We start from the raw sequence: 25,325 nt of genomic DNA on the forward strand, positions 1-25,325 counted from the left end.
GATGAACGATATTGGTTTGCCGTTCATCGTCCTGGCAACTGCGTTTGCGTTGCTGGTATTTGCACTGTGCCTCATGGGGGTGCGCCGCTTCAATCTGCGGCGCGCCCTCGGCACGGTGGACGCCTCCATCTGCACGGCTGGAAAAAGCTGGCAGATGGGGGTTTGTCGTTATCAGGACAACGACCTTGAGTGGTTCCGCCTGGTCTCGCTCAGCGTCCGTCCCAAGCACACTTTCCGGCGCAGCTCTCTGGAGCTGCTTGGCCGGCGCAAGCCGACCGAATCCGAGCTCCTCAAGGTCCAACCCGACGCCGTGATCGTGGAGCTCCGCTACGAGGGGCAGCAGGTCCTGCTCGCGATGCGCTTCGATGCCTACACAGGGTTGTCATCCTGGCTTGAGGCCGGCCCCGTCATCGGCGTCGGCACCTGGCGCTAGCCCCGGTGGACTACGTTGATAGCCTCCGCCTGGCCGACGGCCCGGTGGTGTGGCTGGCGTGGGCCGCCGCCGCGGCGGGCCTGGCCTACCTCCTGTGGCACGCCGCCCTTAGGCGCACGGGATTTCGGCGCACCGGTCTTCGGCAAACCGGACACCGCCCGCCCGGCGCGGCCGTCGCCGTCGTGGCTGCCGTGACCCTGCTCGCCGCAGCGCTCGTCGCGGCCGTGCACTGGTTCCTGCTCTACGCCATCACGGTATTCCCCGACGAACTGCCGGGGGAGACCCTCGCCTGGTCCGTTGCCGCCGTCGTCGCGCTGCTCCTGTGGCTCATGCGCCTGCTCGGCCTCTGGGGCCGCGGAGGCAGCCGCACCAATCGCTGGCGCTCAAGCGCAGCAGCCACGGCCGCCTTCCTGGCCGTCCTCGCGCTGTCCGCCGTCCAGATCAACATCTACTTCGGCCTTAACCACACTGTCGGCGATCTCACCGGAACGGCCGTAGCCCGGATCCAGCCGCTCGAGGCCGGCCTGACGCGCGCCGCCGGCGGCCCTGCCGCCACCGGGCTCGCCCACTGGCGGGCACCGGCCGGCCTTCCCGACGGCGTCATCCGCAAGGCGGTCATCCCCGGCACGGTCTCCGGCTTCCAGAGCCGGGACGCCTACGTCTACCTCCCGCCGGCCTACCTGAGTTCCCCGCGGCCCGCGTTGCCGGTGCTGGTCCTCTTTTCCGGCCAGCCGGGCAGCCCCGCCGACTGGCTGACCGGCGGAGCGCTCCGGAGCCGGCTGGACCGGTTCGCCGCGGAGCACGCCGGGGTGGCGCCCGTAGCGGTGGTGGTCGATCCCAACGGCTCGCCGTCGGGAAACACGCTGTGCCTGGACAGCCGGATTGCCCGGGCGGACACCTTCCTGGCGCGGGACGTGCCGGACTGGATCAACCGCACGCTCGACGTCGACCCGGATCCCCGGCAGTGGGCCGCGGGCGGCTTCTCCTTCGGCGGCACGTGCGCCATCCAGATGGCGACGAGGCATCCCGACGTCTACGGCGCCGCGCTGGCCTTCTCCAGCGAGGAGGAGCCGGCCCTCGCGAAGGAGCGTGCCAAAACCATTGAGGCCTCCTTCGGCGGCGACATCGCGGCCTTCGACCGGCTGACCCCGCTGCGCGTCATGGCGGAAAACCGCTTCGACGGCCACGGCGTGTACTTCGCCGCCGGAGACCGCGACCCGCAATTCACCGGCCACATGGACGTGCTCGCCGCAGCGGCACGCCGTGCCGGGTTCAGCGTTGAAACACACCAGATCGCCAACACGGGGCACTCCTGGGACACGGCATCCAGCGGCCTGCCCGGCGGCCTGGACTTCCTGGCCCGTCGCTGGGGAATCACGCCATGAGCCAGGCCAACACCGGCAGCACCCGGACCGCGGCCGGTCCGGGGCCGGAGGTCCCGCCGTTCCAGGGCGTCTGGCGGCAGGGCCTGCGCCGGACGCTGGCGCACTTCCGCGCCGTACCCTTCACGCTGGCCGTCCTCGCGACCTTCCTCGGTGTCGGTGCCGTCACGGGCAGCTTCCTGTCGGGCCCGCCGGACGCCCTGCTGCCCATCGCGTCCGTCAACGCTCCCGGGCTGAAGGCGGGGGACTGGTGGTCCTTGTTCACCTCGCTGTTCTTCGCCACCAATCTGCTGGCCTACCTCACGGCATCGCTGATGATCCTCCTGCTGCTGGGGCTCGCTGAACGGCACCTGGGGACGCTGCGGACAGCCGTGTTCTTCTTTGTAGGCCAGTTCGCCGCTGTCACGGTGTTCCTGCTGGTCACCCAGCTGGCCCGGTATATCGGCGACGGCTGGCTCGGCCTCATGGTCAACGCCCGGCTGATCGGCCCCTACGCCGCCGTCCTCGCCGTGGCCCTGGCCGCCAGCGGGCTGCTGCCCACGCTGTGGCAACGCAGGCTGCGGACCGCCGTCGTGTCCGCGTCCCTGCTGCTGGTGCTGTACGTCGGGCATCCGGAGACGGTGGTGGGACTCGCCGGTGCCCTGGCCGGGCTGGCCGCGGGCTGGTGGATCCAGGGCGACCGGGGAACGCTGCACCGGCACCGTTCAACGGGACGCGAAACACGGAACCTGCTGGCGCTCACGGTCGCGATCTTCGCGGTGGGCCCGATCCTCACGGCCGCTGTCAGCAGCCCCACCGGGCCGCTGGCGCTGCTGCGCGACGTAGTGCTGAATCCGCTGCCCACGCTGGGCCAGCTGGAGCAAAACTGCGGCGGGACGGTGGACGTCAGCTGCATGGAGGCCGGCCGCGCCGGACTCGCCGGTCCGCTGGGCCTCGCGCTGGCAGTTGTCCCGGTGGTCCTGCTGCTGATCTGTGCGGACGGCATGCGGCAGGGCCGCCGCCTGGCTCTGCGGATCGCCATCATAGTCCAGCTGGGCGTGACCGCCCTGGCCGCCGTGTACCTGGCCCTGTTCGCCCGCATTCCGCACTACCCCAGCCGGCCGCGCACGGCCGTGATGGGCTCCGGCTTCGTCCACGTCCTTCCGCTCGTGGCCGTCCCGCTGCTGCTCGTTGTGCTGCTCTGGCTTAACCGCCGGCAATTCAGGGTCGAGACGGCTCCGCGGGCCCGGCGGAACCTGGGCATCGTGGTCGGCGGCACATGGCTGGGGCTCGCCGGGGCCTATGCGGTGGCCTGGCTGGCTGCCGGCGGGATGGACCGCGACGGCGGAGTGCTGGGCCTCGCGGCGGAACTCGCCCGGCAGTACCTGCCGCTGCCAATTCCAGGGGCCTACAGCCGGCTCTTCCAGAACCGTAACGCCGTCGAGTCCTTTCTGTTCGCCTATGCCGGCATCATCTTCTGGGGGGTGGCCCTGGCGGCGGTCTGGCTGGTGCTGCGGCGGCGGCTGCACGGTACCGGCCTGAACAGTACCGACGTCGGCTCCGGGGACAGGGACACGGCCCGTGACCTCATCCGCCAGGGCGGGGACTCACTGTCCTGGATGGCGCTCTGGGAACCGAACAAATACTGGTTTACGCCGGACCGGCGCGGCGGCGTGGCCTATCAGCAGCACGGCAATGTGGCCCTGACGCTCGCGGGCCCGTTCGGACCGGCTGCCCTTCATGAGGAAACCGCGGCGGGCTTCATGCGCTACTGCGCCGAGCACGCCCTGATCCCATGTTTCTACTCCTGCACCGCCGGGCTCTGGCCGATGCTCCGGGCCCGCGGATTCCGCCGCGTGGCAGTGGCCCAGGAAACCAGGCTCGCCGTGCGCGAACTCGAGTTCAAGGGCAAGGAATGGCAGAACGTCCGCACCGCCCTGAACCGCGCCGCGAAGACCGGCGTCCAGGCGGTGTGGGGGCGCTACAGCGAATTTTCTGCCCCGCTGCGGGCCCAGCTCAGCGAGGTCTCCGAAGAATGGGCGGCGCAAAAGCACGTGCCGGAGATGGGCTTCACGCTGGGCAGCATCGACGAGCTCGACGACGACGAGGTGCTGTGCTGCCTGGCGGTGGACGCCGCCGGACGCGTGCAGGGCGTGACGAGCTGGCTGCCGGTGTATGCCGACGGACAGCTCGTGAGCTGGACCCTGGATTTCATGCGCCGGCGCGGGGACGCGTTTCCTGGCGTCATGGAGTTCCTCATTGCTTCCGCCGTGCTGGAGCTCAAACGCACGGTCGAGGTAATCTCCCTCTCCGGCTCACCGCTGGCGAAGGACCGTGACGATGCAGCCGGCAACAGCGGCGCCGGGGACGGCGCCGCTGACGGTGCCCGCGACGATGCCGGAAACGGTGCCGGACGCTTTGCCGGGGGCGGCGACGCCGGGCCGGAGGGGCTGGCCGGGATCCTGGACGTGGTGGGCCGGGCCCTGGAACCCGTCTACGGCTTCCGTTCGCTGGCAACCTTCAAGTCGCGCTTCAAACCGGACTACCGCACGCTGTACCTCTATTACCAGGATCCGTTGCAATTGCCCGCGATGGGCCGGGCCCTGAGCCGCGCCTACCTTCCCGGATTGTCCGTCCGGCAAAGCGCGCGCCTGCTGCGCACCCTGGTGCGTTAGCCGGCGAACGCATTCGCGCGGCCGCGCAATTCGGCTGAAGAATGCATCCTGGCCAATACGGAGGACCCGAAACGCCGCGCCAACAATGCACAAAAAAATGATCCCCGGCACAAATGCCGGGGATCATTCTTGGTGCCGGAAATGCCCTAAAGCACTTCCCGACGGGAGACTAGACCAGCGTTACGCCGGTAGCCTGGGGGCCCTTGGCGCCCTGGCCGATCTCGAACTGAACACGCTGGTTCTCGTCGAGGGTCTTGAAGCCGCCGGTCTGGATCTCGGAGTAGTGAACGAAGACATCGCCATCGGAGTCATCCGGGGTGATGAAGCCGAAGCCCTTTTCTGCGTTGAACCACTTGACGGTTCCCTGTGCCATTTGTTTCTCCTCATTGTGGATCTTGAATAAGTCCGGCGCACTTCGCACCGCACTTGGTCACTCTGCGAGAAGAACCTTTGGCGTCGGTCCGGATTCCCGGACCGTGGCTGCAGGAGCTTCACGCTCGCAACATGTCTTGCGAGCATGAAATAACACCTACACAAAGACTTGTATAAGAATTTCATGACACTTGCGTCAGGTCAACGGGCTAACGAAAGAATTGCATAAATTTTGTGCAAAGAACCGCTTAACGCGAATCGCCGCCGCGGAAGGCCTGCCACAGCGTGCCTAAAAGAGCCGGGATTCGCTGTCGTCAACGCCGCGCATGGCGTCGTAGTCTAGGGTCACGCAGTCGATTCCGCGGTCTTTGGCGAGGACCTTGGCCTGCGGCTTGATCTGCTGGGCGGCGAAGATTCCCCGGACCGGGGCCAGTAGCGGGTCCCGGTTCAGCAGTTCCAGGTACCGGGTGAGCTGCTCGACGCCGTCGATGTCGCCGCGCCGCTTGAGCTCAATGGCGACGGTGGCGCCATCCGCGTCCCGGGCCAGGATGTCCACGGGCCCGATCGCGGTGAAGTACTCCCGGCGGATCAGCGAGAACCCGGTGCCGAGCAGATCGATCTGGGCGGCCAGGAGCCGCTGGAGGTCCGCCTCGACGCCGTCCTTGATCAGGCCGGGGTCCTGGCCCAACTCGTGGGACGTGTCGTGCAGCTGCTCATGGATATTGATGATGAGCCGGTCATCGGTCTTGGCCGACTGGACCGTCCACTGCTCGACGACGCCGACCTCGACGTCGACCTCATCCGGGGTGGAGACCCGCAGGGACGCCGGAGGGCTCATCCAGTTCAGGGGCTTGTAGGATCCGCCGTCGGAATGGACCAGGACCGAGCCGTCGGCCTTGACCAGCAACAGCCTGGTGGCCAACGGCAGGTGGGCTTTGAGGCGGCCGACGTAATCAACGGAGCAGCGGGCTATGACTAAACGCACCCGCACTACTCTACCGTCTGCGCGGGCGGCGGCTGGGCGGGAGGCAATGCGCGGCAGCCGGACTGGGGCAGAATGGAGGCATGCCCCGTTCCAACCGACCCCGCCGCGCCGGTTCTGCCAAGACAGGCTCTGGCAAGGGCTCAGCGCCCGGAAAGAGCAAAGCCGCCGGAGCCAAGCAGGGCCCGGCACCGGAGCTTGATCTGGAGCGCGCCCGCTCAGGTTTCGCCCGCCGGGAAAGCGCTCCCGATGGCGAATGGATGGTCCGCCCCATCACCGCGAGCCGTGCCGAGAAGACCTACATCTGCCCGGGCTGCTCCACCGCCGTGCTGCCGGGGATCGCCCACCTGGTGGTCTGGTCCGAGGACCACCTCTTTGGCGCAGCCGCGGGTCTCGCCGAGCGGCGCCACTGGCACAGCAACTGCTGGACTTCGCGGAGCTACCGGTATCGCTAAGCTGGTCAGCATGAGCTTTGATCCCGCGTCCTACGTCTTCACCCAGCCGTCTGCACCCACTGCCATCCGCGCTTCCACCGTCCTGCCGGCGCACCGGGAGAACGTCGAACTCCGTACGTCGGACGGACACCGCCTGGTGGGCGAGCTCGCCCTCCCGGAATCCGGCGAGATCAAAGCAACACTCATCACGCTGCACCCGCTGCCGACGCACGGCGGCTTCATGGATTCGCACGTCTACCGCAAGGCCTCCTACCGGCTGCCGGCCCTCGCCGGAATCGCCGTCCTGCGCTTCAACACGCGCGGCACGTCTTCGCCGCGGGGGACCAGCGGGGGAGCCTTCGAGGAAGGCATCGGCGAGCGTCTCGACGTCGAGGCCGCCGTGCAGTTCGCCGTGGACCGCGGCCTGCCGAACCGGTGGCTCGTAGGCTGGTCCTTCGGCACCGAGCTTGCCCTCATGTACGGCGCCACCGAGCCCGTCGCCTCGGAAATCGAGGGGGCTGTGCTGCTCTCGCCCCCGCTGCACCGCGCCACGGACGTGCACCTGAAGGAATGGGCCGAGACCGGCAAGCCGCTGAAGGTCCTCGTCCCCGAGCACGACGACTACCTCCAGCCGGCGGCTGCGGCCGCGAGGTTCGCGCTCGTGCCGCAGGCGCAGGTTTTGGGGGTCGACGGCGCCAAGCACCTGTGGGTGGGGGAGAAGTATGCCGGGCGCGTGCTCAACGAGATCGTGGACGAGGTCATCCCCGGCAGCGCAGCAACCGTGCTTCCGCAGGAATGGGACGGGCCGGTCGCCACGGCGCACGCCTGAGGTTAGCGGCTGTCCTGGCGGGCGATGAAGATTTCCTTGACCAGCAGCAGGATCGCCGCCGCCGTGGGGATGGCGATGAGGGCCCCGAGCACGCCGAGCAGGCTGCCGCCGGCGATGACCGAGATGACGGCGACGGCCCCGGGCACCGCCACGGCCTTCTGCATGATCCGGGGCGAGATGAAGTAGGCCTCGAACTGGAGGTACGCGAAATAGCAGATGGCAAAGACAAGCGCCGTCTGCCAGCCGGCGGTCAGTGCAATGAGCGTCACCAGGAACCCGGCAATCATGCCGCCCACCAAGGGGATGAACGCCAGCAGGGCCACCACGAACGCCAGCAGCGTCGCGAACGGCACCCCGATGATCGACATCACGATGAAGGCGAAGGTGGCGTTGAGCACGGCCACGGCGGCCTGGCCGATCACGTAATTGCCCACCGAACCCGTGATTTCCTCGGACAGGGCTTGGACGCGGGGCCGGCGCGAGCGCGGCGCGAGCCGGTAGCCCCACTTCTTCATGGCGGGAAGGGCTGCGAGGAAGTACAGGCTCAGGACAAGCACGATCAGCGCGCCGAACAGCCCGTTTGCCAGGGTGGTGCCGAAGCCGACAACACCGCCGAAGATGCCGCCCATGGCCTCCGGGTTGTTGACGAACTTCTCCAGCTCCTGGCTGATGCGGTCCCTGATGCCGAACTGGCTGTCAACGCTCCGGAAGAATTCCGAGTCGATGAAGTCCTGGACCCACTTGGGCGCCTGCTGCACGACTTGCGTCACCTGCTGCACGATCGTGGGGATCAGGGTGGCGAAAAATGCGGCGACCCCCACGGCCAGGGTGGAGACGGACAGGAGGATGCCGGCGGCCCGGGGGACGTTCCGGTGTTCGAGCCAGCGGACCACCGGGTCCAGCCCCAGGGTGATGAAGAGCGCCGTGATGATCCACAAAAGCAGCTGCGTCGTGTTCGACCCGATCCAGTAGACCAGGAGCGCGAAGCCGACGCCGACCGTGCCCATGAAGCCCATGTACAGGGGGTGCTGGGCAGACATCCGGGGACCGGGGCTGCCGAAGGGGGCATCGGATCCGTCCCCGGCCACGGCCTCATGCTCCGGCGGCATCTCGAAGCGGATTCTCGGCTGGGCGCCCGGCAGGGGCTGGCGCAGGCGCCGGGCCGCCGACAAAAGGACATTTGCCGCGGCAATCCGGGGACGGGACGATGCGGGCAGCGGACTGGAAACAGGTTGCTCGGGGCCAAGTTCCTGGCTGTCGGATTCCTGGGCTGCTTCGTGTCCGGCGGAGGACGAATCCGTATGTTCAGTCACTGCGTTGAATGCCCTTATTTCTCTGCGGCGCCACTGCGGCGGCGCTGGTGTGATGATCACCGCAAACACTATCAGCAGGCCTGTAAGAGCACGGGCGGGGACCCGCGCGGGAGCCGGGGGCGGGGGTGTGCCGGGTCCCCGATCTGACTCGTGGGTAACAAAATGGTTACTATTGAAGCTAACTGTCCGCTGATGATAGGTAGTATTTTGCGTTTCAAGACTGCAGTCGCCCTGGTGCTGCTTGGCCTCCTGACACTCCTGGCCGGGATTGGCCAGAAGACGTTGTGGGCTCCCCCGGAGACGATTACGGCCACGGCTCCGACCGGCTCTGCCGCGCCGCTGACCGTTTTCGACGAGAAGCTGAAGACACTGCACCCCGGGACCGTGAAGATCCAGGTCAAGGGTGAAGGGGCCTTCCTGCTGGCCGCGGGACGGCCGGACGACGTCGACGCCTGGGTGGGTAAGACGGCGCACAACACCGTCGCCGGCGTCACGGAGGACGGCAAGGCCCTGCAGCTGACGCATACCGACGGCGAAGCTACCGCGCCGTCGCCCGCCGGATCGGATCTTTGGGTCAGCACCGAGAACGCCACCGGCGAAATGGACTACTCGTGGGACGCGCCGGCCGACGGCGACTGGTCCCTCCTCCTCGCGGCTGACGGCACCAAGCCCGCCCCGAGCTCCATCACGATAACTTTCCCGAACGACACCTCTACGCCGTGGGCCATTCCGCTCATGGTGCTCGGCGGCCTGCTGATCATCGCCGGCGGGGCGCTGCTGGTGCTCAAGCCGAAGTCAGGCAACCGGACCGGCGGCGGGACTGACGGCGGGACCGACGGCGGGACCGACGGCGGGGGTGGCAGCGCGGGCGACAGCGCTTTCGCCCGCCGTGCGCAGGCCAAAGCCGCCGCACGCCGCGCAGGACAGGGTTCGCCGGCAAGCACGCCGGAGCCTGCCGCAACCGCAGCACCCGAGACGGCACCGCAGCCGGTTACACCGGAGAAGGCAGCACCGGAGAAAACAGCGGCCGGGCAGAATAAGGGGTCCGGCACGGCACGCCGTTCCAGCATCGTGGTGGCCGTGCTGACCGCCGCGGCCGTCGCCGGAACGTCAGTGGCCGCCCAGGCCAGCCAGACGCCCGCGCCGTCGCCCAGTGCTCCAGTGTCCAGTGCCCCTGCCTCCAGCGGCGCGACCCCGGGCGGTTCCACTGGGGGCCAGGCCGGAGATGCCCCGGTGCTGCTGGACGCCCAGTTCCGCCGCGTCCTGGAACAGGTTGGCGGTGCTGTCGATGCCGGAGATGCTGCCAAGGACGCCGCAAAGCTGGCGCCGCGCGTGGCGAAGTCCGAACTCCAGGTGCGCACGCAGAACTACAAGATCCGCTCGCAGGTCGGCTCTTACGAGGCCCGCATGCCTGTCCGCTCCACGAAGCTGCTGACCACGGTGGTCACCAACAAGCGCAGCTGGCCCCGCTCGGTCATGGCCGTGACGCAGGGCGAGGGCAACGTCGTCCCGCAGCTGCTGACCCTGAGCCAGGTCTCCCCGCGGGAGAACTACAAGCTGGTCAGCAGCACCCCGCTGCAGCCCGGTGCCACCTTCCCGGGGATCGGGCGGGCCGGCACGGAGACGCTGGCGCCCGCAGACAAGACCGGGCTGCTGTACAGCGGCGACGAAGCCCTCGCCGGGCTCGGTGACCGCCTGACCACGGCCGACTCTGCCTTCAAGGACAAGCTCGTCGAAGGCCAGTCCTCCCCGTACATCGCGGACACCCTCGCCTACCAGGCCGACGTCGTCAAATCAGGCGTCAACGGCACCTTCGCCTTCACGCACAAGGCGGCCGCCGACAACACTGTCGTCTTCCGTACCGCTGACGGCGGGGCGCTGGTCCTGGGACGCCTGAACTTCTCGTTCGACGGCACTCCGAAGGCCGACGGGGACAAGCTCGCGATCGGCGACGACGCGGCCGCCCTGGCCGGAGGCAAGGAGACCAGCACCGGCATGGTGCTGGACTTCGCAGAGTCCGTGGCTGTCTATGTTCCGCCGGCCGGTTCCAAGGATCCGATGAAGCTCGTGGCCGCCACCCGCGGCCTGGTCGGGGCGGCTTTCAAGTAGCCTTCGCCGGCGGGCATGGTGGCACCGGGCAGGACATCAATGGCTAGAGTGGAGCTATGACTACGCCAGCTTCCCGCCCGGTCCCGCCAGTTGCCGCCAGCCCGCTGAACCTGCGCGGCGCCGTCGACCTCTCCGCCCTGAAACAGCGGCCGGCGCCGTCCGCGCCCGGCCCTGCAGCGCCCGGCCCTGCAGCCTCCGGCCCGGCCGGTTCCGCCGGTGGCCCGGCCGCACCGGCAGCCGGCCCGGCCGACCACTCCGGCCGGCCGCTGCGCGTGGACGTGACCGAGGGCAACTTCCAGGAGCTGGTGGACCTCTCGGCCCAGGTGCCCGTGGTGATCGCCCTCTGGGCCTCCTACTCGCCAGGCTCCGGCCAGCTGGTGGACGTCCTCGAAGGCATCGTCGAGAGCTACGACGGCCGACTGGTCCTCGGGGCCGCGGACATCGACGTTTTCCCGGAACTTGCCCAGGCGTTCCAGGTGCAGGCTGTGCCGACCGCCGTCGCGGTCGTCAAGGGCCAGCCCGTTCCGCTCTTCCAGGGCGGCGCGGACGAACAACAAGTCCGAAGCCTGTTCGATGAACTCCTCAAGGTCGCGGCCGCCAACGGCGTGACCGGACAGATCGGCGCCGACGGTCCCGTCGGGGAACCCGAAGCCCCGCCGCTTCCGCCGCTGCACCAGGCGGCGTTCGACGCGATTGAGGCCGGCGACTACGCGGCCGCGGCCGCAGCCTACCGGCAGGCCCTGAACGAAATGCCCGCCGACGCGGAGGCCAAGGCCGGCCTCGCGCAGGTGGAACTGATGGAGCGCCTGCAGGCCGTCTCGGGGCCCGAGGCAGATGCCCTCCGCCGGCTTGCGGCCGACGAGCCGGACAACCTCGAGGCCCAGCTTGGCGTTGCGGACCTGGATGTCGCCGGCGGCCACATCGAGGACGGCCTCGGCCGGATCGTGACGTTCATTGGCCGCAACTTCGGCCCGGAACGGGAGACCGCCCGGGTCCGGCTGCTGGAACTCTTCGACGTCGTCGGCACCGGTGACGAGCGCGTCGCCAAGGCACGCCAGGGACTGGCCCGGGTGCTGTTCTAGTGGGATCGGCACTTTTCGCGCCGCTGGATTTGAGGTCCCTGCGGCTGCAGCACCGCGGCTGGGTGTCCCCGATGTGCCAGTACAGCTGCGAACCCGAAACGGGCGAGGGCGTGCCCACCGACTGGCACCTCATGCACCTGGGCTCCTTTGCCACCGGGGGAGCGGCCCTGGTCCTCACCGAGGCGAACTCCGTGAACGCCGCGGGCAGGATCAGCCCCCGCGACGCCGGCCTCTACAACGACGACCAGGCCGCGGCCTGGGAACGCATCACCGCCTTCGTGCACCGCCACGGCACTGCGGAGACCAAGATCGGCACCCAGCTGGCGCACGCCGGCCGGAAGGCGTCGTCCTACTGGCCGTTCTCCGGCAAGAAGGGCAGCGTGCCGGAGTCTGCGGGCGGCTGGGACACCGTGGGTCCCGGCACCGGCGCGTTCGACGGCTACGCTCCACCGTCGGCCATGACGGAAGCGCAGATCGACGGCGTGATCGCCGATTTCGCGGCCGCTGCCGTGCGGGCCGTCGGTGCCGGGTTCGACACGATCGAAATCCATGGCGCGCACGGCTACCTGCTGCACCAGTTCCAGAGCCCGCTGGTCAACGACCGCACGGACCGCTGGGGCGGGGACGAGGCGGGCCGGAACAGGCTGACGCTGGCTGTGGTGGACGCCGTCCGCGCGGTCATCCCGGACTCCATGCCCCTGCTGCTGCGGATCTCGGCCTCGGACTGGGCGCCGGGCGGAATCGAGGCCGAGGACTCGGTCCGGATGGCCGCTGCCGCCGCGGAGCGCGGAGTGGACCTGGTGGACGTTTCCAGCGGCGGGGCCGTTGCCCATCAGCAGATTCCCGTGGGCCCCGGCTACCAGACCGGGTTCTCCGCCCGGATCCGGCGCGAAACCGGGGTCAGGACCGGCGCGGTGGGACTGCTAACGTCGGCCGGGCAGGCCGAGCACGCGGTGGCCACCGGCCAGGCCGACGGCGTCTTCATAGCCCGCGCCGCGCTGCGGGATCCGCACTGGTGGCTGCGGGCCGCGTTCGAGCTAGGCCATGACCTTGCGTGGCCGCCGCAGTACGAGCGCGCCATACCCCGGCATTTGTTCTAGAAACGCCCGGTAGCGGGGCCGGTTCCCGCGCGTGGGAACGTACGCCTTGCGGACGATCCATTTCGCGCCGCCGGGCAGTTAGTCTGGCGTCATGACATTCCAGCCCCCGGTGCCGCCCGGCCCGTCTTCGCCGCCGGTTCCTGCCCTGTCCCTGCTCGGCCTCGCCAAGCGCTTCGGCGACAAAATCGCCGTCGACGGCATCAGCCTGGACGTCCCGGCCGGCTCTTTCTACGGGGTGGTAGGGCCCAACGGAGCCGGCAAGACCACCACATTGTCCATGGCGACCGGCCTGCTGCGCCCCGACTTCGGCACCGCGCTGGTCCACGGCGTCGACGTCTGGCAGCATCCGCTGGAGGCCAAGAAGCTGATGGGCATCCTGCCCGACGGCGTCCGGCTGTTCGACCGCCTCAGCGGTGAGCAGCTGGTCACCTACGCCGGCCTGCTGCGCGGGATGGACAGGGAGATGGTGGCGTCGCGGGTGGCGGACCTGCTCGCTGCGCTGGACCTGGCCAATGACGCGGGCACGCTGGTGGTGGACTACTCCGCCGGCATGACCAAGAAGATCGCGCTGGCGTCGGCGCTGATCCACGCCCCGCGGCTCCTGGTTCTCGACGAGCCGTTCGAATCGGTGGATCCCATCTCCGCGGCGAACATCCGCGACATCCTGGACCGCTACGTTTCCTCCGGCGGAACGGTCATCGTCTCCAGCCACGTCATGGACCTGGTCCAGCGCATGTGCGATCACGTCGCCGTCGTCGCCGGGGGCAGGGTCCTCGCCGCCGGCACCGTGGAGGAAGTCCGCGCCGGGGCCAGCCTCGAGGACCGCTTCGTCCAGCTCGTGGGCGGCCGGAACCACACGGAAGGGCTGGAATGGTTGCGCACCTTCTAAGGCTCAAGCTGACCCTGCTGCGCAACAGCGTCCGGCGCAGCCCCTGGCAGCTGGTGGGCCTCGGGATCGGCGCCCTGTATGCCCTGGGAATCGTCGTTCTCTTGGTGGTCGGGCTGTTCGTCCTGCGCGGAGTGGAGATTGAACTCGCCCAGACCGTGGTTGTCCTGGGCGGCGCCGCGGCACTGCTGGGCTGGGCCATCATCCCCGTCGCGGTCTCCGCCGCGGACATGACGCTGGATCCTGCCCGGTTCACCACCTTCGCCGTGCCCATGCCACAGCTGCTGGCAGGGCTGGCGCTCGGCGGCCTGATCGGCATACCGGGTCTCGCTACCTCGCTCGTTGCGCTCGCCACGGTGGGCACCTGGTCCCGCAGCCTGCCGGCCGCGGCTGGCGCCCTCGTGGGTGCCGTGCTGGGCGTGCTGAGCTGCGTCGTTCTCTCCAAGGTCGTGACCACGGCCACGGCCGGCCTGGCCAGCTCCCGGCGCTTCAAGGACATCAGCGCGGTCGCCTTCCTCATCCCCCTCGTGCTCACGGGTCCCATCGTGGCGGGCATCGCGAGGGGAATCGCCGCTTCGGGCGATTTCCTGACCGGCCTGGCCCGGGCCCTGTCCTGGACGCCGGCCGGGGCGGCCTTCTCGCTCGGCGGCGAGCTTGCTGCCGGGAGCTACGCGGCAGCGGCCGCGAAATTCCTCATCGCGGTGGCCACACTGGCGGGCCTGGCCCTGGCGTGGAAGCTGCTGCTGCAGCGCGCCCTGGTAACCCCGCCCTACGCCGGGACATCCAAACGGCGGACCGGCGGGGCGGGCCTGTTCGGGCTGCTCCCAGCGACACCGGCCGCTGCCGTCGCCGCGAGGTCCCTGTACTACTGGCTGCGCGATCCCCGCTACGCCGGCGCGCTCGTGGTCGTTCCGCTCCTGCCGGTGCTGTTCCTCTTCCAGGGCAGCCAGAGCGGGTTCTACGGCCCGTTCCAGTTCGTCGGGCCGCTGACGGCCTTCCTCCTGGCCTGGTCCATCTCCACGGACGTCTCCTATGACAGCACCGCCTTCGCCCTGCACGTGGCCACCGGTGTGCGCGGCGCCGACGACCGGCTCGGCCGGGCGCTGGCGTGCCTGAGCTTTGCGCTGCCCGTGGTGGTCCTCTTCAGCGTCGGGCCGTTCTTCTTTACCGGCGACTGGGACAAGCTGCCCGCGGTCCTGGGCCTGTCCCTCGGTGTCCTCTTCACCGGGCTGGGGCTGGCCTCGGTGATCTCGGCGCGCTACACCGTGAGCGTCCCGCTGCCGGGAGACAGCCCGTTCAAGAAGCCGCCGGGCAAYGTGGCCCAGACCCTCGCCGTGCAGTTCGGCGGCATGGCCTTCCTCATGGTCCTCGTGGCGCCCGAGGCGGCGCTCGTGGCCGCGCAGTTCATCACCGGCAGTTCCGTGCCGGGCTGGATCGCGCTGGTCCTCGGACCCGTGCTGGGCCTCGCGCTCTTCGCCGCCGGTGTCCGGACCGGCGGAGCATGGCTGGACCGGCGGGCGCCGGAGCTGCTGGCACAACTGGCCGTCAACCGCTGACGGGTGCATGCTGGGAGTGCGCAGACTCGAACACCAGGTAGGCCAGTAAAGGCAGGATCATGGAAGTTGTCATCCTTCCCGGCAGCAAACAGATCGCGTCGCTGGCTGCGGATGCGGTGGAGGCCCTTCTTCGCCGCAAGCCCGACGCCGTCCTGGGCCTGGCGACCGGTTCCACGCCGCTGCCGGTCTACGCCGAACTGGCGGTGCGGCACGAGCGCGGCGGCCTGGATTTCAGCAAAGTCCGCGCCTTCGCCCTGGACGAATACGTGGGACTGCCGGCCGGCCACCCGGAATCCTACCGAGAGGTGATCGCGCGCGAATTCACCGCACGGGTGAACATCAGCCCGGCCAACGTCCACGTGCCCGACGGCGGGGCGGCGGACATCCCCGCGGCCTGCCGGGCCTATGAAGACGCCATCCGCGACGCCGGGGGAGTGGACCTGCAGCTCCTCGGCGTCGGAACGGACGGCCACATCGGGTTCAACGAACCCGGCTCGTCGCTGGCGTCCCGGACGCGGATCAAGACCCTGATCGAGCAGACACGCCGGGACAACGCACGGTTTTTCGGCAGCCTGGCCGACGTGCCGCACCACGTCTTGACCCAAGGCCTGGGCACCATCCTGGATGCCCGCCACGTGATCCTGATCGCCACCGGTGCGCAAAAAGCCCAGGCCGTCCGGAACCTCGCGGAGGGCCCCGTCGCCGCCATCTGCGCGGCCTCCGTGCTGCAGTTGCACCCGCACGCCACCATCCTCCTGGACGAGGCGGCGGCGTCGTCGCTGCGGCTGGCGGATTACTACCGCCACAGCTACGACCACAAACCCGCCTGGCAGAGCCTCTAGGCGCCGCCGCCGGCATCGCGCAGGTCCGGCGGCGCCCTTCCACCGGCTAAGATGGGTGTCATGACTAGCATGACCGATCCTCTCGAAAACGATCCGATGCGCGAGCTCTCCGGAGCCGGGACGTCAACGGCCACGATCGAGCGCGAAGAACTGCGCCAGGAAGTCGAGCCCGGTGACCGGGAGCGCTTCTCGCACTATGTGCGCAAGGAAAAGATCATGGAATCCGCGCTGTCCGGTGAACCGGTCATCGCGCTCTGCGGCAAGGTCTGGACACCGGGCCGGGATCCGCAGAAGTTCCCCGTCTGCCCCGAATGCAAGGAAGTCTACGAGGGCCTGCGCCCCGGGAACGACGGCGGCAAGGGCTCCGGCGACAAGTAACGGCAATTAACGGACCAAACAAGATCCGTTAGCCGTCCCCGGACGGCGTTTCTCTATGGCGGTGCGCTCTCGCGCCCCCGATTCCTGTACTCCTGCTCTGCTGATTTTCTGCTCTCCTGCTTGCCGGTCCACGCTGTCCGGGTACTGCCCTTTGCGGGGTTCCGCCGGGTCCATCCGAAAAAGATTGGTGTTTTTGTGCTTAATTGGGTTTCTCCGTCGGCTGCAGCCATGCGCGGATGGCGGGCGCCTTAATGACAGAGACACTTTTCGGCGGACCCACGCTTCCTCCCGCTTATCCCGAGCGGGCCGCCTGGGGTACCGCCCCCAAGCTGCGCGCCTGGCAGCAGGAGGCGCTGGACAGCTACTTCAGCATCCATCCCAAGGATTTCCTTGCAGTCGCGACCCCTGGCGCGGGTAAGACCACCTTCGCCCTGCGCGTGGCGTCCATGCTCATCGACTCCGGTGTGGTCAACCGCGTGACCATCGTGGCGCCCACCGACCACCTGAAGCGCCAGTGGGCCGACGCCGCCGCCCGGGTGGGCATCGCGATCGACCCGAACTTCAAGAACGCTGACGGCCAGCACGGACGCGGGTTCATCGGCGTCGCCGTGACCTACGCCCAGGTGGCCAGCAAGCCCATGCTGCACCGGGCCAAGACCGAAGCCGCCCGCACGCTGGTGATCCTGGACGAAATCCACCACGGCGGCGAGGCGCTGTCCTGGGGCGACGGCCTCCGCGAAGCGTTCGACCCGGCGGCCCGCCGGCTGTCCCTGACGGGTACCCCGTTCCGCTCCGACACCTCGCCCATCCCGTTCGTGGAGTACGCCGAGGACCGCGACGGAATCCGGCGCTCCAAGGCCGACTACACCTACGGCTACGGCAAGGCGCTCCGCGACCACGTGGTCCGCCCGGTGATGTTCATGGCGTACTCCGGCCAAATGCGCTGGCGCACGAGCGCGGGGGACGAGATGGCCGCCTCGCTCGGGGAATCGGCCGTCACGAAGGACATCACCTCCCAGGCCTGGCGCACCGCACTGAACCCGGCCGGCGAATGGATCCCCGCCGTGCTGGCCGGTGCGGACAAACGTCTCAGCGAAGTCAGGCGCAGCGTCCCGGATGCCGGCGGCCTGGTCATCGCCACCGACCACGACGACGCCCGCGCGTACGCCGGCCAGCTGAAGAAGATCACCGGCGAATCGCCCACCGTCATCCTCTCCGACGACGCCAAGGCCTCCAGCAAGATCGAGGAATTCACCGCCAGCGAGAAGCGCTGGATGGTGGCCGTCCGGATGGTCTCCGAAGGCGTGGACGTTCCGCGGCTGTCCGTCGGCGTCTATGCCACCTCGACCTCCACCCCGCTCTTCTTCGCCCAGGCCGTGGGGCGCTTCGTGCGTGCCCGCAAGCGCGGCGAGACGGCGTCGGTCTTCCTTCCCTCGGTGCCGCAGCTGATGGCGCTGGCCAACTCGATGGAGGCCGAGCGCGACCACGCCCTGGACCGCCCGGAGAAGGAAGACAGCGACGGCCTCTTCAACCCTGAAGATTCACTCATGGACGAGGCCAACCGCGAGGAAAAGGCCTCCGACTCCCTGATGAAGGGCAAGTTCGAGGCCCTCGACTCCCAGGCCTCCTTTGACCGGGTGCTCTTCGACGGCGGCGAGTTCGGCACCGGCGGTGAGGTGGGCTCGGAGGACGAGCTCGACTTCCTCGGAATCCCCGGCCTGCTGGACGCCGAACAGGTCGGCACGCTGTTGCGCCAGCGCCAGCACGAGCAGCTGAACCGGAAGAACAGGCGCTCCCCGCAGCCGGAGGCCGCGCCCGCGGCAGCCCCGGCCGTGCCGGACCACCGGATGCTCATGGACCTGCGCACCGAGCTGGCCAAAAACGTGGCGGCCTGGTCGGCCCGCACCGGGACCCCGCACGGTGTCATCCACACCAAGCTCCGGACCGTCTGCGGCGGCCCGGCCGTCGCGCAGGCCAACGAGGAACAGCTGCAGACCAGACTGCGGAAGCTCCAGGACTGGTTCATCGGCCGGAAGTAGCCCCTCGGAGCGCAATAAAGCAGAGGGCAATAAGCAGAGCACAAAAGCACAGGGACCAGGCCGATGGCCCGGTCCCTGTGCTGTTTACTCTGCTCTGCTGTTGCTTGCGTTACTGGCCGGCGCCGCAGACCTGGCTGTAGGTCTGGCCCGCCGCGGTGTAGTCGGCCTTCATGTCCTCGAGCTTGGCGGTGTCCGGGGAGGGCTTGGCCGACTCGTCAAAGTATTCGATGATGGTCTGCAGCGGAGCCCGCAGGTCCTCGGATGCCGCCGCCTTGATGGGCCGCAGCTGGTTGGCGACCCTGGTCATGCCGGTCTTGTCCGACGTGGCCGACTGGGCGGAGACCACGGTCTTGACCCGGGCGCAGGTTTCCTCGTTGGTCAGCTGCGGCGAGGCCGAGCAGCCGGCCGCGCCGAGCAGCGCTCCGGCGGCAATCAGAACGGTCAGGGTCTTCTTCATGGTGTACTCCGGGGTTCTACGGGTCGGTCAATATTGCAAGACTGGCGATAGGGCAAGGATTTCGAGTCTACTGGCTCAGAGGACATCGACGCCGCCGAGCTCCATCTCGGCCACGGCGTCGTCCAGGTCTTCGGCAATGCCGACCGTCAAACCGCGCAGCACCGTCACGGAGTAGCCGGCCTGGACGGCATCCAGGGCCGTCGCCTTGACGCAGTAGTCCGTGGCCATCCCCACCACCACGATGTCCTCGACGTCGTGGCTCTGCAGCCAGTCGTCCAGTCCGATCGCCTCCTCATCGGCGGCGAAATCACTGGCGGCGAAGGCACTCACAGCGTCTTCGGTGCCGGTGCCGGTGCCGGATACGGGCATGGCGCCGGGCTTGCGGTCCCCGGTGGGGACGTCGTCCTCGGGGGCCAGGAGCCCTTCGAAGCCGGAGTACGCCGCGGCGAACTGACCCTTGCGGAAGTAGGCCTGGATGTGTTCGGGATCGAGATCGGGATGCAGTTCGGCCCCGCGGGTGCCAGCCACGCAGTGCCGCGGCCAGCTGTCCACGTGATCGGGTTCCTCCGAGAAATGCGCACCCGGATCGATGTGCCAGTCCTGGGTGGCCACGACGTGGTCAAACTGGCCGTGGTGGGCGTCAACGTACTCGCTGATTTCGCCGGCGAGGCCTGCCCCGCCGGGGATGGCCAGGGAACCTCCTTCACAGAAATCGTTTTGGACGTCAACGATGATCAGGGCGCGGGACATTTAGTCCTCCTCGTAGATGGTGGGGATGGCCGCTTCGCCGCGCTGGAGCCGGTTGACCACCGCGGGAAGCTCCCGCATGGTCTCCGCGTGGCGCCGGCGCGCGCGCTGGACCCCTTCGGGGCCGGTCCATCCGGGCAGGAGCTCGCCGTTCTTGACGAACTGCTGCAGCAGCGGGCGGTCGTTGCCGTCGTCCTCCGGGTGATGGCCGACGCCCACGATTTCCGCCGTGGCGGTCCCGCGCTCGTTGAGCTTGCGCAGCGCGTACTTCCGGCCGCCCTTGCTGGCTTTGTTCTTCGCGGCCTTGGCCACGGAGATGAAATCGCCGGCATCGTCGGTACGGGTGACGAGCTTGTAGACCATGCTCGCGGTCGGGGCCCCGGAACCGGTCACGAGCGAGGTGCCCACGCCGTAAGAGTCCACTGGCGCGGACGCCAGCGCCGCGATGGCGAATTCGTCGAGGTCTGAGGTCACCACGATCTTGGTGTGGTCGTTGCCGAGTTCGTCGAGCAGCTGCCGCACCCATTGGGCCTGGGCCACGAGGTCGCCCGAGTCCAGCCGGACAGCGCCCAGCTTGTCCCCGGCGAGATCGACGGCGGTGCGGACGGCCGTTTCGACGTCGTACGTGTCCACCAGCAGGGAAGTGTCCGGCCCAAAGGCGGCAATCTGCGCCTCGAAGGCCTCACGCTCGGTGTCGTGCAGGAGGGTGAAGGAATGGGCGGCCGTGCCCACCGTCTTCAGCCCGTAGCGCAATCCGGCCTCCAGATTCGAAGTGCTGTCGAACCCGGCAATGACCGCGGCCCGGGCAGCGGCGGCGGCCGATTCCTCGTGCGTCCGGCGCGATCCCATCTCGATGCACGGGCGGGTGCCGGCCGCGGAGATCATCCGGGAGGCGGCCGAGGCGATCGCACAGTCGTGGTTGAGCACGGAGAGCAGATACGTCTCCAGGATGCAGGCCTCGGCGAACGTGGACTCGACAATCAGTACGGGGGAGTTCGGGAAGTACGCCTCACCCTCCGGGTAGCCCCAGATGTCGCCGGAAAAGCTGTAATCGGCCAGGTACTCCAGTGTCTGGTCGTTGACCACCTTGGTCCGGCGCAGGTAGTCCAGTTCCGGCTCGCCGAAGCGGAAGTTCGCGATCCCCTCCAGCAGGCGGCCGGTGCCGGCCACGATCCCGTAGCGGCGCCCGTCCGGGAGCCTCCGGGCAAAGGCCTCGAAGACCGATTTGCGGTGGGCCGCGCCGGACTGCAGGGCGCCCTGCAGCATGGTCAGCTCGTAATGGTCGGTGTACAGGGACGTGCGGGGACGGTCCCAGCCGGCGGAGGTACTCACAAATTCACTCTAGTGTGCATCCCCATAGAATGGACAGATGACCCTTAGCGTTGCGCTCGGCCCCGACACGCGGGAGAGCACCCAGACCGGAACAGTGACGTCCGGCGACGTCCTGACCGCCCCGGACGTCCCCTGGAACCTCGTGATCTGGAACGATCCCGTGAACCTGATGAGCTATGTGAGCTATGTGTTCCGCAGCTATTTCGGCTACTCGGAGACCAAGGCCAACAAGCTCATGATGGAGGTCCACAAGAAGGGCCGCTCGATCGTGGCGCACGGCAGCAAGGAACAGGTGGAGCAGCACGCCGTCGCGATGCATGGCTACGGCCTCTGGGCGACGGTGGAAAAAGCCACGGGCGGCAACGCGGGCGGTTCCGGCAAAGGCAAGGGAAAACGTGGCTAAGGCATTCAAGTACGGGCTCAAGGGCATCAAGGGCTATCTGGAGCCGGCCGAGCGGGAACTGCTGCGCAGCCTTTTTGACGACGTGATCTCCATGCTGGAGCCGGAGCAGCGCGCCAACGAGGACCCGCTGGCGGCCCTGGTGGGTCTGGACACCGAAGCCCGCGAACCCTCGGACCGCGCCATGCGGCGGCTGCTGCCGAACGTGATGAAGAACGACGACGACGCCTCCCTGGAGTTCCGCCGTTACACCGAGCGGTCGCTGCGCGAAAACAAGATCGGTGCGCTGAAGGCGGCCGCCCTGAGCCTGGACCGGGAAAACCTCATCCTGACCCCGGACGACGCCCGGCACTGGGCCACCGCGCTCAATGATGTCCGGCTGGTGCTGGCCGAACGCCTCGACATCCGTGACGACGCCGACGCCGACAACGTCCACCTCATGCAGGACTGGGCCCAGGCCGAGGACGTGGAAAGCTACCTGGCGCTGGTGTACAACTTCACGACGTGGCTGCAGGAGTCGCTGGTCCAGGCCATGGTGCACTCGCTCGATGCCCGGCGCTGAGCGCGAAGGTGTGACCCATGAGACACGAGTTGCACACCACAATGTAATGGCTGCCCCGCAGGTGTTGTCCTATCCTCGAATAATCATGACTTCAGCATCGAATACGGATCCGGCAGCGACTGCTGCGGACTCCCCAGCGAGCAGCACCGCAAGTGGCCCCACGGGACCTGCGCCGGCATCAGAGCTGGCCTCGCGCCCCATCGGCGTCTTCGACTCCGGCGTCGGCGGCCTCACGGTGGCCCGGTCGATCATCGACCAGCTGCCCAACGAATCCATCCTTTATGTCGGCGACACCGCGCACGGCCCCTACGGCCCCCTTCCCATCGCCGAAGTCCGGGCCAACGCCCTCGGCGTCATGGACGAGCTCGTGGATTCCGGCGTGAAGCTGCTGACCATCGCCTGCAACTCCGCGTCCGCCGCCGTGCTGCGCGACGCCCGCGAACGGTACACAGCCCGGTACGGTATCCCCGTGATCGAAGTGATCCAGCCGGCCGTGCGGCGTGCCGTCGCGGCAACCCGAACAGGCCGGGTGGGCGTGATCGGGACCTCGGCCACGGTGGGCTCGCGCGCCTACGAGGACACCTTCGCCGCGGCCCCGGACCTGGAGATCACGTCCGTGGCCTGCCCGGCGTTCGTGCCGTACGTGGAGGCCGGGATTACCACCGGACCGGAACTGCTCGCCGTCGCGCGCGACTACCTGGCACCGCTCATTGCCGCCGGCGTGGACACCGTGGTGCTCGGCTGCACCCACTACCCGCTGCTTACCGGCGTGATCTCCTTCGTCATGGGCGAGGACGTCACGCTGGTTTCCAGCGCCGAGGAAACGGCCAAGGACGTCTACCGCGCCCTGGCCTCCCGGGGCCTCGAGCGCGCCGATGCCACGGCGCCGGAGCACAATTTCATAGCCACCGGCGACGCCGCCCAGTTTGAGCACCTCGCCCGGCGCTTCCTCGGCCCCGAGGTCCTCAGCGTCCGCCACGTGGACCACGTCGCGGCGCAGTACCCCACCGGCAGCCTCGCCCGGATCACCCCGGAGATGATCGCAGCGGCCCAGGCCGTCGCGGGCCGGCCGCGGATCTCCAACTTTGTGGGCGGACCCGCGGGCGGGGGAACACTGCTGTGAAGCTGACCATCGTGGGCTGTACCGGCTCCTTCCCGGGGCCCGGCTCGCCGGCGTCGTGCTATCTGCTGACCGCCAACGACGGCGAGCGGAACTGGAAGATCGTCCTGGACCTCGGCAGCGGGGCGCTCGGCGCCATCCAGCGCTACACGGACCTGGAGGACATTGACGCGATCTTCCTCACTCACCTGCACCCGGACCACTGCATGGACCTGTGCGGGCTCCACGTTGCCGTGCGCTGGAAGCCGGGCGGCTGGGGACGGGGCAGGATTCCGGTGTGGGGGCCGGCCGCCACGGCCGACCGGATGGCCACGGCCTACGGGCTGGACCTGGATCCGGGAATGCACGAGGAATTCGATTTCAGCAACTGGTCCGAGCGCAAACCCGTGAGCGTGGGCCCGTTCGCGGTGACGCCCTACGCGGTGAACCATCCGGTCGAGGAGGCCTACGCGCTCCGCGTGGAGGTCGCCGAGCCCGACAAGGACGGCACGCCGGTGACCCGCATCCTGAGCTACTCCGGGGACACAGACTCCTGCGTGGGCCTTGAGGACGCCGCCCGCGACGCCGACCTTTTCCTGTGCGAGGCCGCGTTCGAGGAAGGCCGCGACGACGGGATCAAGGACGTGCACCTGACGGGCAAGCGGGCGGGGGAGGCCGCCGTCGCCGCCGGGGCCCGCCGGCTGCTGCTGACCCACATTCCCGTCTGGACGTCCCCGACCACCGTCATGGCCGAGGCCAAGGACGTCTTCGGCAAGGACGTGGCCGTCGCCGTCGCGGGTGTGCACTACACCATCTAGCGCGCGCTGAGCGCCGGCGCGGCCGGGACCGGGTGAGTCGATAAGCTAAAGGCATGACTTCCCAAGCTCCCAGTGTCCCCGTCATCCGCGCCGACGGCCGTACTCCCGACCAGCTGCGCCCGATCAGCATCACGCGCGGCTGGTCCAAGCAGGCCGAAGGTTCGGCCCTGATCGAGTTCGGCAACACCCGGGTCCTGTGCACGGCCTCCCTGACCGAAGGCGTGCCGCGCTGGCTCAAGGGCGAGGGCCGCGGCTGGGTCACGGCCGAATACGCCATGCTGCCCCGGGCCACGAACACCCGGTCCGACCGTGAATCGGTCAAAGGCAAAATCGGCGGCCGCACCCACGAGATCTCCCGGCTGATCGGCCGCTCGCTGCGCTCCATCATCGATACCAAGGCCCTCGGCGAGATCACGATCGTGCTGGACTGCGATGTCCTGCAGGCCGACGGCGGCACCCGCACCGCGGCGATCACCGGCGCCTACGTGGCACTGGCCGACGCCATCCGGTTCGCCCGCGAGAAGAAGATGATCGGCCGCAACGCACAGCCCCTGATCGACACGATCGCCGCGGTGTCCGTCGGCATCATCGACGGCGTGCCCATGCTCGACCTGCCCTACGTCGAAGACGTGCGCGCCGAGACCGACATGAACGTCGTGGTGACCGGCTCCGGAAAGTTCGTGGAAGTTCAGGGCACCGCCGAGGGCGCGCCCTTCGACCGCGACGAACTGAACAAGCTGCTGGACCTGGCGCTGCTGGGCACGGAGCAGCTCGCCGCGATCCAGCGCGACACCCTGGCGGAGGCTCCGTGACGGAAACGCCACTCGCGGGCCAGCCGGAAGCCGACGGCCCGGGCCCGCGGCTCGTCCTCGCCACCCACAACAAAGGCAAGCTCCGGGAACTGCGTGAACTGCTGCGCGGCCAGGTGCCCGGGCTCGACGTCGACACGCAGGTGGTGGACGCCGGCGCCGTCGGCGCCCCCGACGTCGCCGAGACCGGCGTGACTTTCGCCGAAAACTCGCTGCTGAAGGCCCGGGCGGTGGCCGAGGCCACGGGGCTCCTGGCGATCGCCGACGACTCCGGACTTGCCGTCGACGTGCTGGGCGGAGCGCCCGGGATTTTCTCGGCGCGCTGGTCCGGCCGGCACGGCGACGACGCCGCGAACTTGCAGCTGCTGCTCGCCCAGCTGGCCGACGTGCCGGACGAGTACCGCGGGGCCGCGTTCGTGTGCGCCGCGGCGCTGGCGGTGCCGGGGTCCTCGCCCGACGGCGGCCGGGAAGTCGTGGAATACGGGCAGCTGGAAGGGACACTCCTGCGCGAGCCGCGCGGGGAGGGTGGCTTTGGCTATGACCCCGTCCTGCAGCCGAGCGGGCTGGACCGCAGCTGCGCCGAGCTCAGTTCCGAGGAGAAGAACGCCATCAGCCACCGGGGCCATGCGTTCCGGGCGCTCCTGCCGGCCATCGTCGAGGCACTGGCCGGGAAGTAGCCGGCCGGTGCCTGGGCTGCGCCGGGCACCCGA

At 68.8% G+C, this 25,325-nt stretch carries 25 protein-coding genes; 19 read left to right on the forward strand and 6 right to left on the reverse strand.

What is annotated here, in order from left to right:
- The first annotated feature begins 1 nt into the window (after position 1).
- The 3 genes from AC1DZQ_RS19000 to AC1DZQ_RS19010 are packed head-to-tail and all read left to right on the forward strand — an operon-like array spanning position 2 to position 4,469.
- Complete coding sequence (locus AC1DZQ_RS19000) at positions 2-433, forward strand: DUF2550 domain-containing protein (protein ID WP_476964956.1); 432 nt, start codon at positions 2-4, stop codon at positions 431-433.
- Positions 434-438: 5 nt separating this feature from the next.
- Positions 439-1,818, forward strand: a complete 1,380-nt coding sequence (locus AC1DZQ_RS19005) for an alpha/beta hydrolase (RefSeq protein WP_476964957.1) — start codon at positions 439-441, stop codon at positions 1,816-1,818.
- Positions 1,815-4,469, forward strand: a complete 2,655-nt coding sequence (locus AC1DZQ_RS19010; protein WP_476964958.1) for a bifunctional lysylphosphatidylglycerol flippase/synthetase MprF — start codon at positions 1,815-1,817, stop codon at positions 4,467-4,469. Before AC1DZQ_RS19005 ends, AC1DZQ_RS19010 begins: the two co-directional genes overlap by 4 nt.
- Positions 4,470-4,638: 169 nt before the next feature.
- Here AC1DZQ_RS19010 and AC1DZQ_RS19015 read toward each other — a convergent pair whose 3' ends face one another.
- Entirely contained in the window at positions 4,639-4,842 is a 204-nt protein-coding gene (locus AC1DZQ_RS19015) for a cold-shock protein (protein ID WP_011692441.1), read from the reverse strand.
- 288 nt (positions 4,843-5,130) lie between these two features.
- Entirely contained in the window at positions 5,131-5,826 is a 696-nt protein-coding gene (gene nucS, locus AC1DZQ_RS19020; RefSeq protein WP_476964959.1) for an endonuclease NucS, read from the reverse strand.
- An 80-nt stretch (positions 5,827-5,906) separates the two neighbouring features.
- Between nucS and AC1DZQ_RS19025 the strand changes: the two genes are divergently transcribed.
- The gene (locus AC1DZQ_RS19025) at positions 5,907-6,278 is read left to right on the forward strand and encodes an ATP/GTP-binding protein (RefSeq protein WP_476964960.1); all 372 of its coding nucleotides are present in this window, start codon (positions 5,907-5,909) and stop codon (positions 6,276-6,278) included.
- 10 nt (positions 6,279-6,288) lie between these two features.
- Complete coding sequence (locus AC1DZQ_RS19030; protein WP_476964961.1) at positions 6,289-7,086, forward strand: alpha/beta hydrolase; 798 nt, start codon at positions 6,289-6,291, stop codon at positions 7,084-7,086.
- Positions 7,087-7,088: 2 nt separating this feature from the next.
- Here the strand turns inward: AC1DZQ_RS19030 and AC1DZQ_RS19035 are convergent, their stop codons facing one another.
- Complete coding sequence (locus AC1DZQ_RS19035) at positions 7,089-8,399, reverse strand: AI-2E family transporter (protein WP_476964962.1); 1,311 nt, start codon at positions 8,397-8,399, stop codon at positions 7,089-7,091.
- 192 nt (positions 8,400-8,591) lie between these two features.
- Between AC1DZQ_RS19035 and AC1DZQ_RS19040 the strand changes: the two genes are divergently transcribed.
- The 8 genes from AC1DZQ_RS19040 to AC1DZQ_RS19075 all read left to right on the forward strand — a co-directional run bounded on the left by AC1DZQ_RS19040 (position 8,592) and on the right by AC1DZQ_RS19075 (position 18,391).
- Positions 8,592-10,508 (forward strand): hypothetical protein, encoded by a 1,917-nt coding sequence (locus AC1DZQ_RS19040; RefSeq protein WP_476964963.1) that lies wholly within the window; start codon positions 8,592-8,594, stop codon positions 10,506-10,508.
- Positions 10,509-10,564: 56 nt separating this feature from the next.
- On the forward strand, positions 10,565-11,590 hold the full coding sequence (locus tag AC1DZQ_RS19045) for a co-chaperone YbbN (RefSeq protein WP_476964964.1): 1,026 nt from the start codon (positions 10,565-10,567) through the stop codon (positions 11,588-11,590).
- Positions 11,590-12,690, forward strand: a complete 1,101-nt coding sequence (locus AC1DZQ_RS19050; RefSeq protein WP_476964965.1) for an NADH:flavin oxidoreductase/NADH oxidase — start codon at positions 11,590-11,592, stop codon at positions 12,688-12,690. Before AC1DZQ_RS19045 ends, AC1DZQ_RS19050 begins: the two co-directional genes overlap by 1 nt.
- A gap of 91 nt (positions 12,691-12,781) precedes the next feature.
- Positions 12,782-13,579, forward strand: a complete 798-nt coding sequence (locus AC1DZQ_RS19055; protein WP_476964966.1) for an ABC transporter ATP-binding protein — start codon at positions 12,782-12,784, stop codon at positions 13,577-13,579.
- Positions 13,561-15,132 (forward strand): transporter, encoded by a 1,572-nt coding sequence (locus AC1DZQ_RS19060; RefSeq protein ID WP_476964967.1) that lies wholly within the window; start codon positions 13,561-13,563, stop codon positions 15,130-15,132. Before AC1DZQ_RS19055 ends, AC1DZQ_RS19060 begins: the two co-directional genes overlap by 19 nt.
- 59 nt (positions 15,133-15,191) lie before the next feature.
- Positions 15,192-15,974 (forward strand): glucosamine-6-phosphate deaminase, encoded by a 783-nt coding sequence (nagB, locus tag AC1DZQ_RS19065; RefSeq protein ID WP_476964968.1) that lies wholly within the window; start codon positions 15,192-15,194, stop codon positions 15,972-15,974.
- Positions 15,975-16,034: 60 nt separating this feature from the next.
- A complete protein-coding gene (locus tag AC1DZQ_RS19070) occupies positions 16,035-16,352 on the forward strand; it encodes a DUF3039 domain-containing protein (protein ID WP_427130602.1) in 318 nt (105 codons plus the stop codon).
- 251 nt (positions 16,353-16,603) lie between these two features.
- Positions 16,604-18,391 carry a DEAD/DEAH box helicase gene (locus AC1DZQ_RS19075; RefSeq protein WP_476964969.1) on the forward strand — a complete coding sequence of 596 codons (1,788 nt, stop codon included), beginning with the start codon at positions 16,604-16,606 and terminating at the stop codon, positions 18,389-18,391.
- 109 nt (positions 18,392-18,500) lie between these two features.
- On the opposite strand, the gene AC1DZQ_RS19080 is transcribed toward AC1DZQ_RS19075, so the two are convergent.
- The 3 genes from AC1DZQ_RS19080 to AC1DZQ_RS19090 form a co-directional block, all read right to left on the reverse strand.
- Complete coding sequence (locus AC1DZQ_RS19080) at positions 18,501-18,848, reverse strand: hypothetical protein (RefSeq protein WP_476964970.1); 348 nt, start codon at positions 18,846-18,848, stop codon at positions 18,501-18,503.
- Between the two features lie 75 nt (positions 18,849-18,923).
- Positions 18,924-19,598, reverse strand: a complete 675-nt coding sequence (locus tag AC1DZQ_RS19085) for an isochorismatase family protein (RefSeq protein WP_476964971.1) — start codon at positions 19,596-19,598, stop codon at positions 18,924-18,926.
- Positions 19,599-20,927 carry a nicotinate phosphoribosyltransferase gene (locus AC1DZQ_RS19090; protein WP_476964972.1) on the reverse strand — a complete coding sequence of 443 codons (1,329 nt, stop codon included), beginning with the start codon at positions 20,925-20,927 and terminating at the stop codon, positions 19,599-19,601. It lies immediately after the preceding gene.
- Between the two features lie 37 nt (positions 20,928-20,964).
- On the opposite strand from AC1DZQ_RS19090, the gene clpS reads away from it, so the two are divergent.
- The 6 genes from clpS (at position 20,965) to rdgB (ending at position 25,292) form a co-directional block, all read left to right on the forward strand.
- Complete coding sequence (gene clpS / locus AC1DZQ_RS19095; RefSeq protein ID WP_476964973.1) at positions 20,965-21,330, forward strand: ATP-dependent Clp protease adapter ClpS; 366 nt, start codon at positions 20,965-20,967, stop codon at positions 21,328-21,330.
- Positions 21,323-21,889 (forward strand): DUF2017 domain-containing protein, encoded by a 567-nt coding sequence (locus tag AC1DZQ_RS19100; RefSeq protein WP_476964974.1) that lies wholly within the window; start codon positions 21,323-21,325, stop codon positions 21,887-21,889. Before clpS ends, AC1DZQ_RS19100 begins: the two co-directional genes overlap by 8 nt.
- 85 nt (positions 21,890-21,974) lie before the next feature.
- The gene (gene murI / locus AC1DZQ_RS19105) at positions 21,975-23,012 is read left to right on the forward strand and encodes a glutamate racemase (RefSeq protein WP_476964975.1); all 1,038 of its coding nucleotides are present in this window, start codon (positions 21,975-21,977) and stop codon (positions 23,010-23,012) included.
- Positions 23,009-23,806 (forward strand): MBL fold metallo-hydrolase, encoded by a 798-nt coding sequence (locus AC1DZQ_RS19110; RefSeq protein WP_476964976.1) that lies wholly within the window; start codon positions 23,009-23,011, stop codon positions 23,804-23,806. Before murI ends, AC1DZQ_RS19110 begins: the two co-directional genes overlap by 4 nt.
- 53 nt (positions 23,807-23,859) lie before the next feature.
- Positions 23,860-24,618 carry a ribonuclease PH gene (gene rph / locus AC1DZQ_RS19115; protein ID WP_476964977.1) on the forward strand — a complete coding sequence of 253 codons (759 nt, stop codon included), beginning with the start codon at positions 23,860-23,862 and terminating at the stop codon, positions 24,616-24,618.
- Positions 24,615-25,292 (forward strand): RdgB/HAM1 family non-canonical purine NTP pyrophosphatase, encoded by a 678-nt coding sequence (gene rdgB / locus AC1DZQ_RS19120; protein WP_476964978.1) that lies wholly within the window; start codon positions 24,615-24,617, stop codon positions 25,290-25,292. The genes rph and rdgB overlap by 4 nt, the downstream gene beginning before the upstream one ends.
- Positions 25,293-25,325: the final 33 nt, after the last annotated feature.

This window comes from Arthrobacter sp. P1_C12_2 (genome assembly GCF_056406415.1).

Excerpts from the sequence above, each read along its gene's own strand:
- AC1DZQ_RS19000 (WP_476964956.1), top strand. The coding sequence starts at position 2 with ATGAACGATATTGGTTTGCCGTTCATCGTCCTGGCAACTGCGTTTGCG.
- AC1DZQ_RS19010 (WP_476964958.1), top strand. The coding sequence starts at position 1,815 with ATGAGCCAGGCCAACACCGGCAGCACCCGGACCGCGGCCGGTCCGGGG.
- AC1DZQ_RS19015 (WP_011692441.1), bottom strand. The coding sequence starts at position 4,842 with ATGGCACAGGGAACCGTCAAGTGGTTCAACGCAGAAAAGGGCTTCGGC.
- AC1DZQ_RS19025 (WP_476964960.1), top strand. The coding sequence starts at position 5,907 with ATGCCCCGTTCCAACCGACCCCGCCGCGCCGGTTCTGCCAAGACAGGC.
- AC1DZQ_RS19030 (WP_476964961.1), top strand. The coding sequence starts at position 6,289 with ATGAGCTTTGATCCCGCGTCCTACGTCTTCACCCAGCCGTCTGCACCC.
- AC1DZQ_RS19040 (WP_476964963.1), top strand. The coding sequence starts at position 8,592 with ATGATAGGTAGTATTTTGCGTTTCAAGACTGCAGTCGCCCTGGTGCTG.
- AC1DZQ_RS19045 (WP_476964964.1), top strand. The coding sequence starts at position 10,565 with ATGACTACGCCAGCTTCCCGCCCGGTCCCGCCAGTTGCCGCCAGCCCG.
- AC1DZQ_RS19055 (WP_476964966.1), top strand. The coding sequence starts at position 12,782 with ATGACATTCCAGCCCCCGGTGCCGCCCGGCCCGTCTTCGCCGCCGGTT.
- nagB (WP_476964968.1), top strand. The coding sequence starts at position 15,192 with ATGGAAGTTGTCATCCTTCCCGGCAGCAAACAGATCGCGTCGCTGGCT.
- AC1DZQ_RS19070 (WP_427130602.1), top strand. The coding sequence starts at position 16,035 with ATGACTAGCATGACCGATCCTCTCGAAAACGATCCGATGCGCGAGCTC.
- AC1DZQ_RS19075 (WP_476964969.1), top strand. The coding sequence starts at position 16,604 with ATGACAGAGACACTTTTCGGCGGACCCACGCTTCCTCCCGCTTATCCC.
- AC1DZQ_RS19080 (WP_476964970.1), bottom strand. The coding sequence starts at position 18,848 with ATGAAGAAGACCCTGACCGTTCTGATTGCCGCCGGAGCGCTGCTCGGC.
- AC1DZQ_RS19085 (WP_476964971.1), bottom strand. The coding sequence starts at position 19,598 with ATGTCCCGCGCCCTGATCATCGTTGACGTCCAAAACGATTTCTGTGAA.
- clpS (WP_476964973.1), top strand. The coding sequence starts at position 20,965 with ATGACCCTTAGCGTTGCGCTCGGCCCCGACACGCGGGAGAGCACCCAG.
- murI (WP_476964975.1), top strand. The coding sequence starts at position 21,975 with ATGACTTCAGCATCGAATACGGATCCGGCAGCGACTGCTGCGGACTCC.
- rph (WP_476964977.1), top strand. The coding sequence starts at position 23,860 with ATGACTTCCCAAGCTCCCAGTGTCCCCGTCATCCGCGCCGACGGCCGT.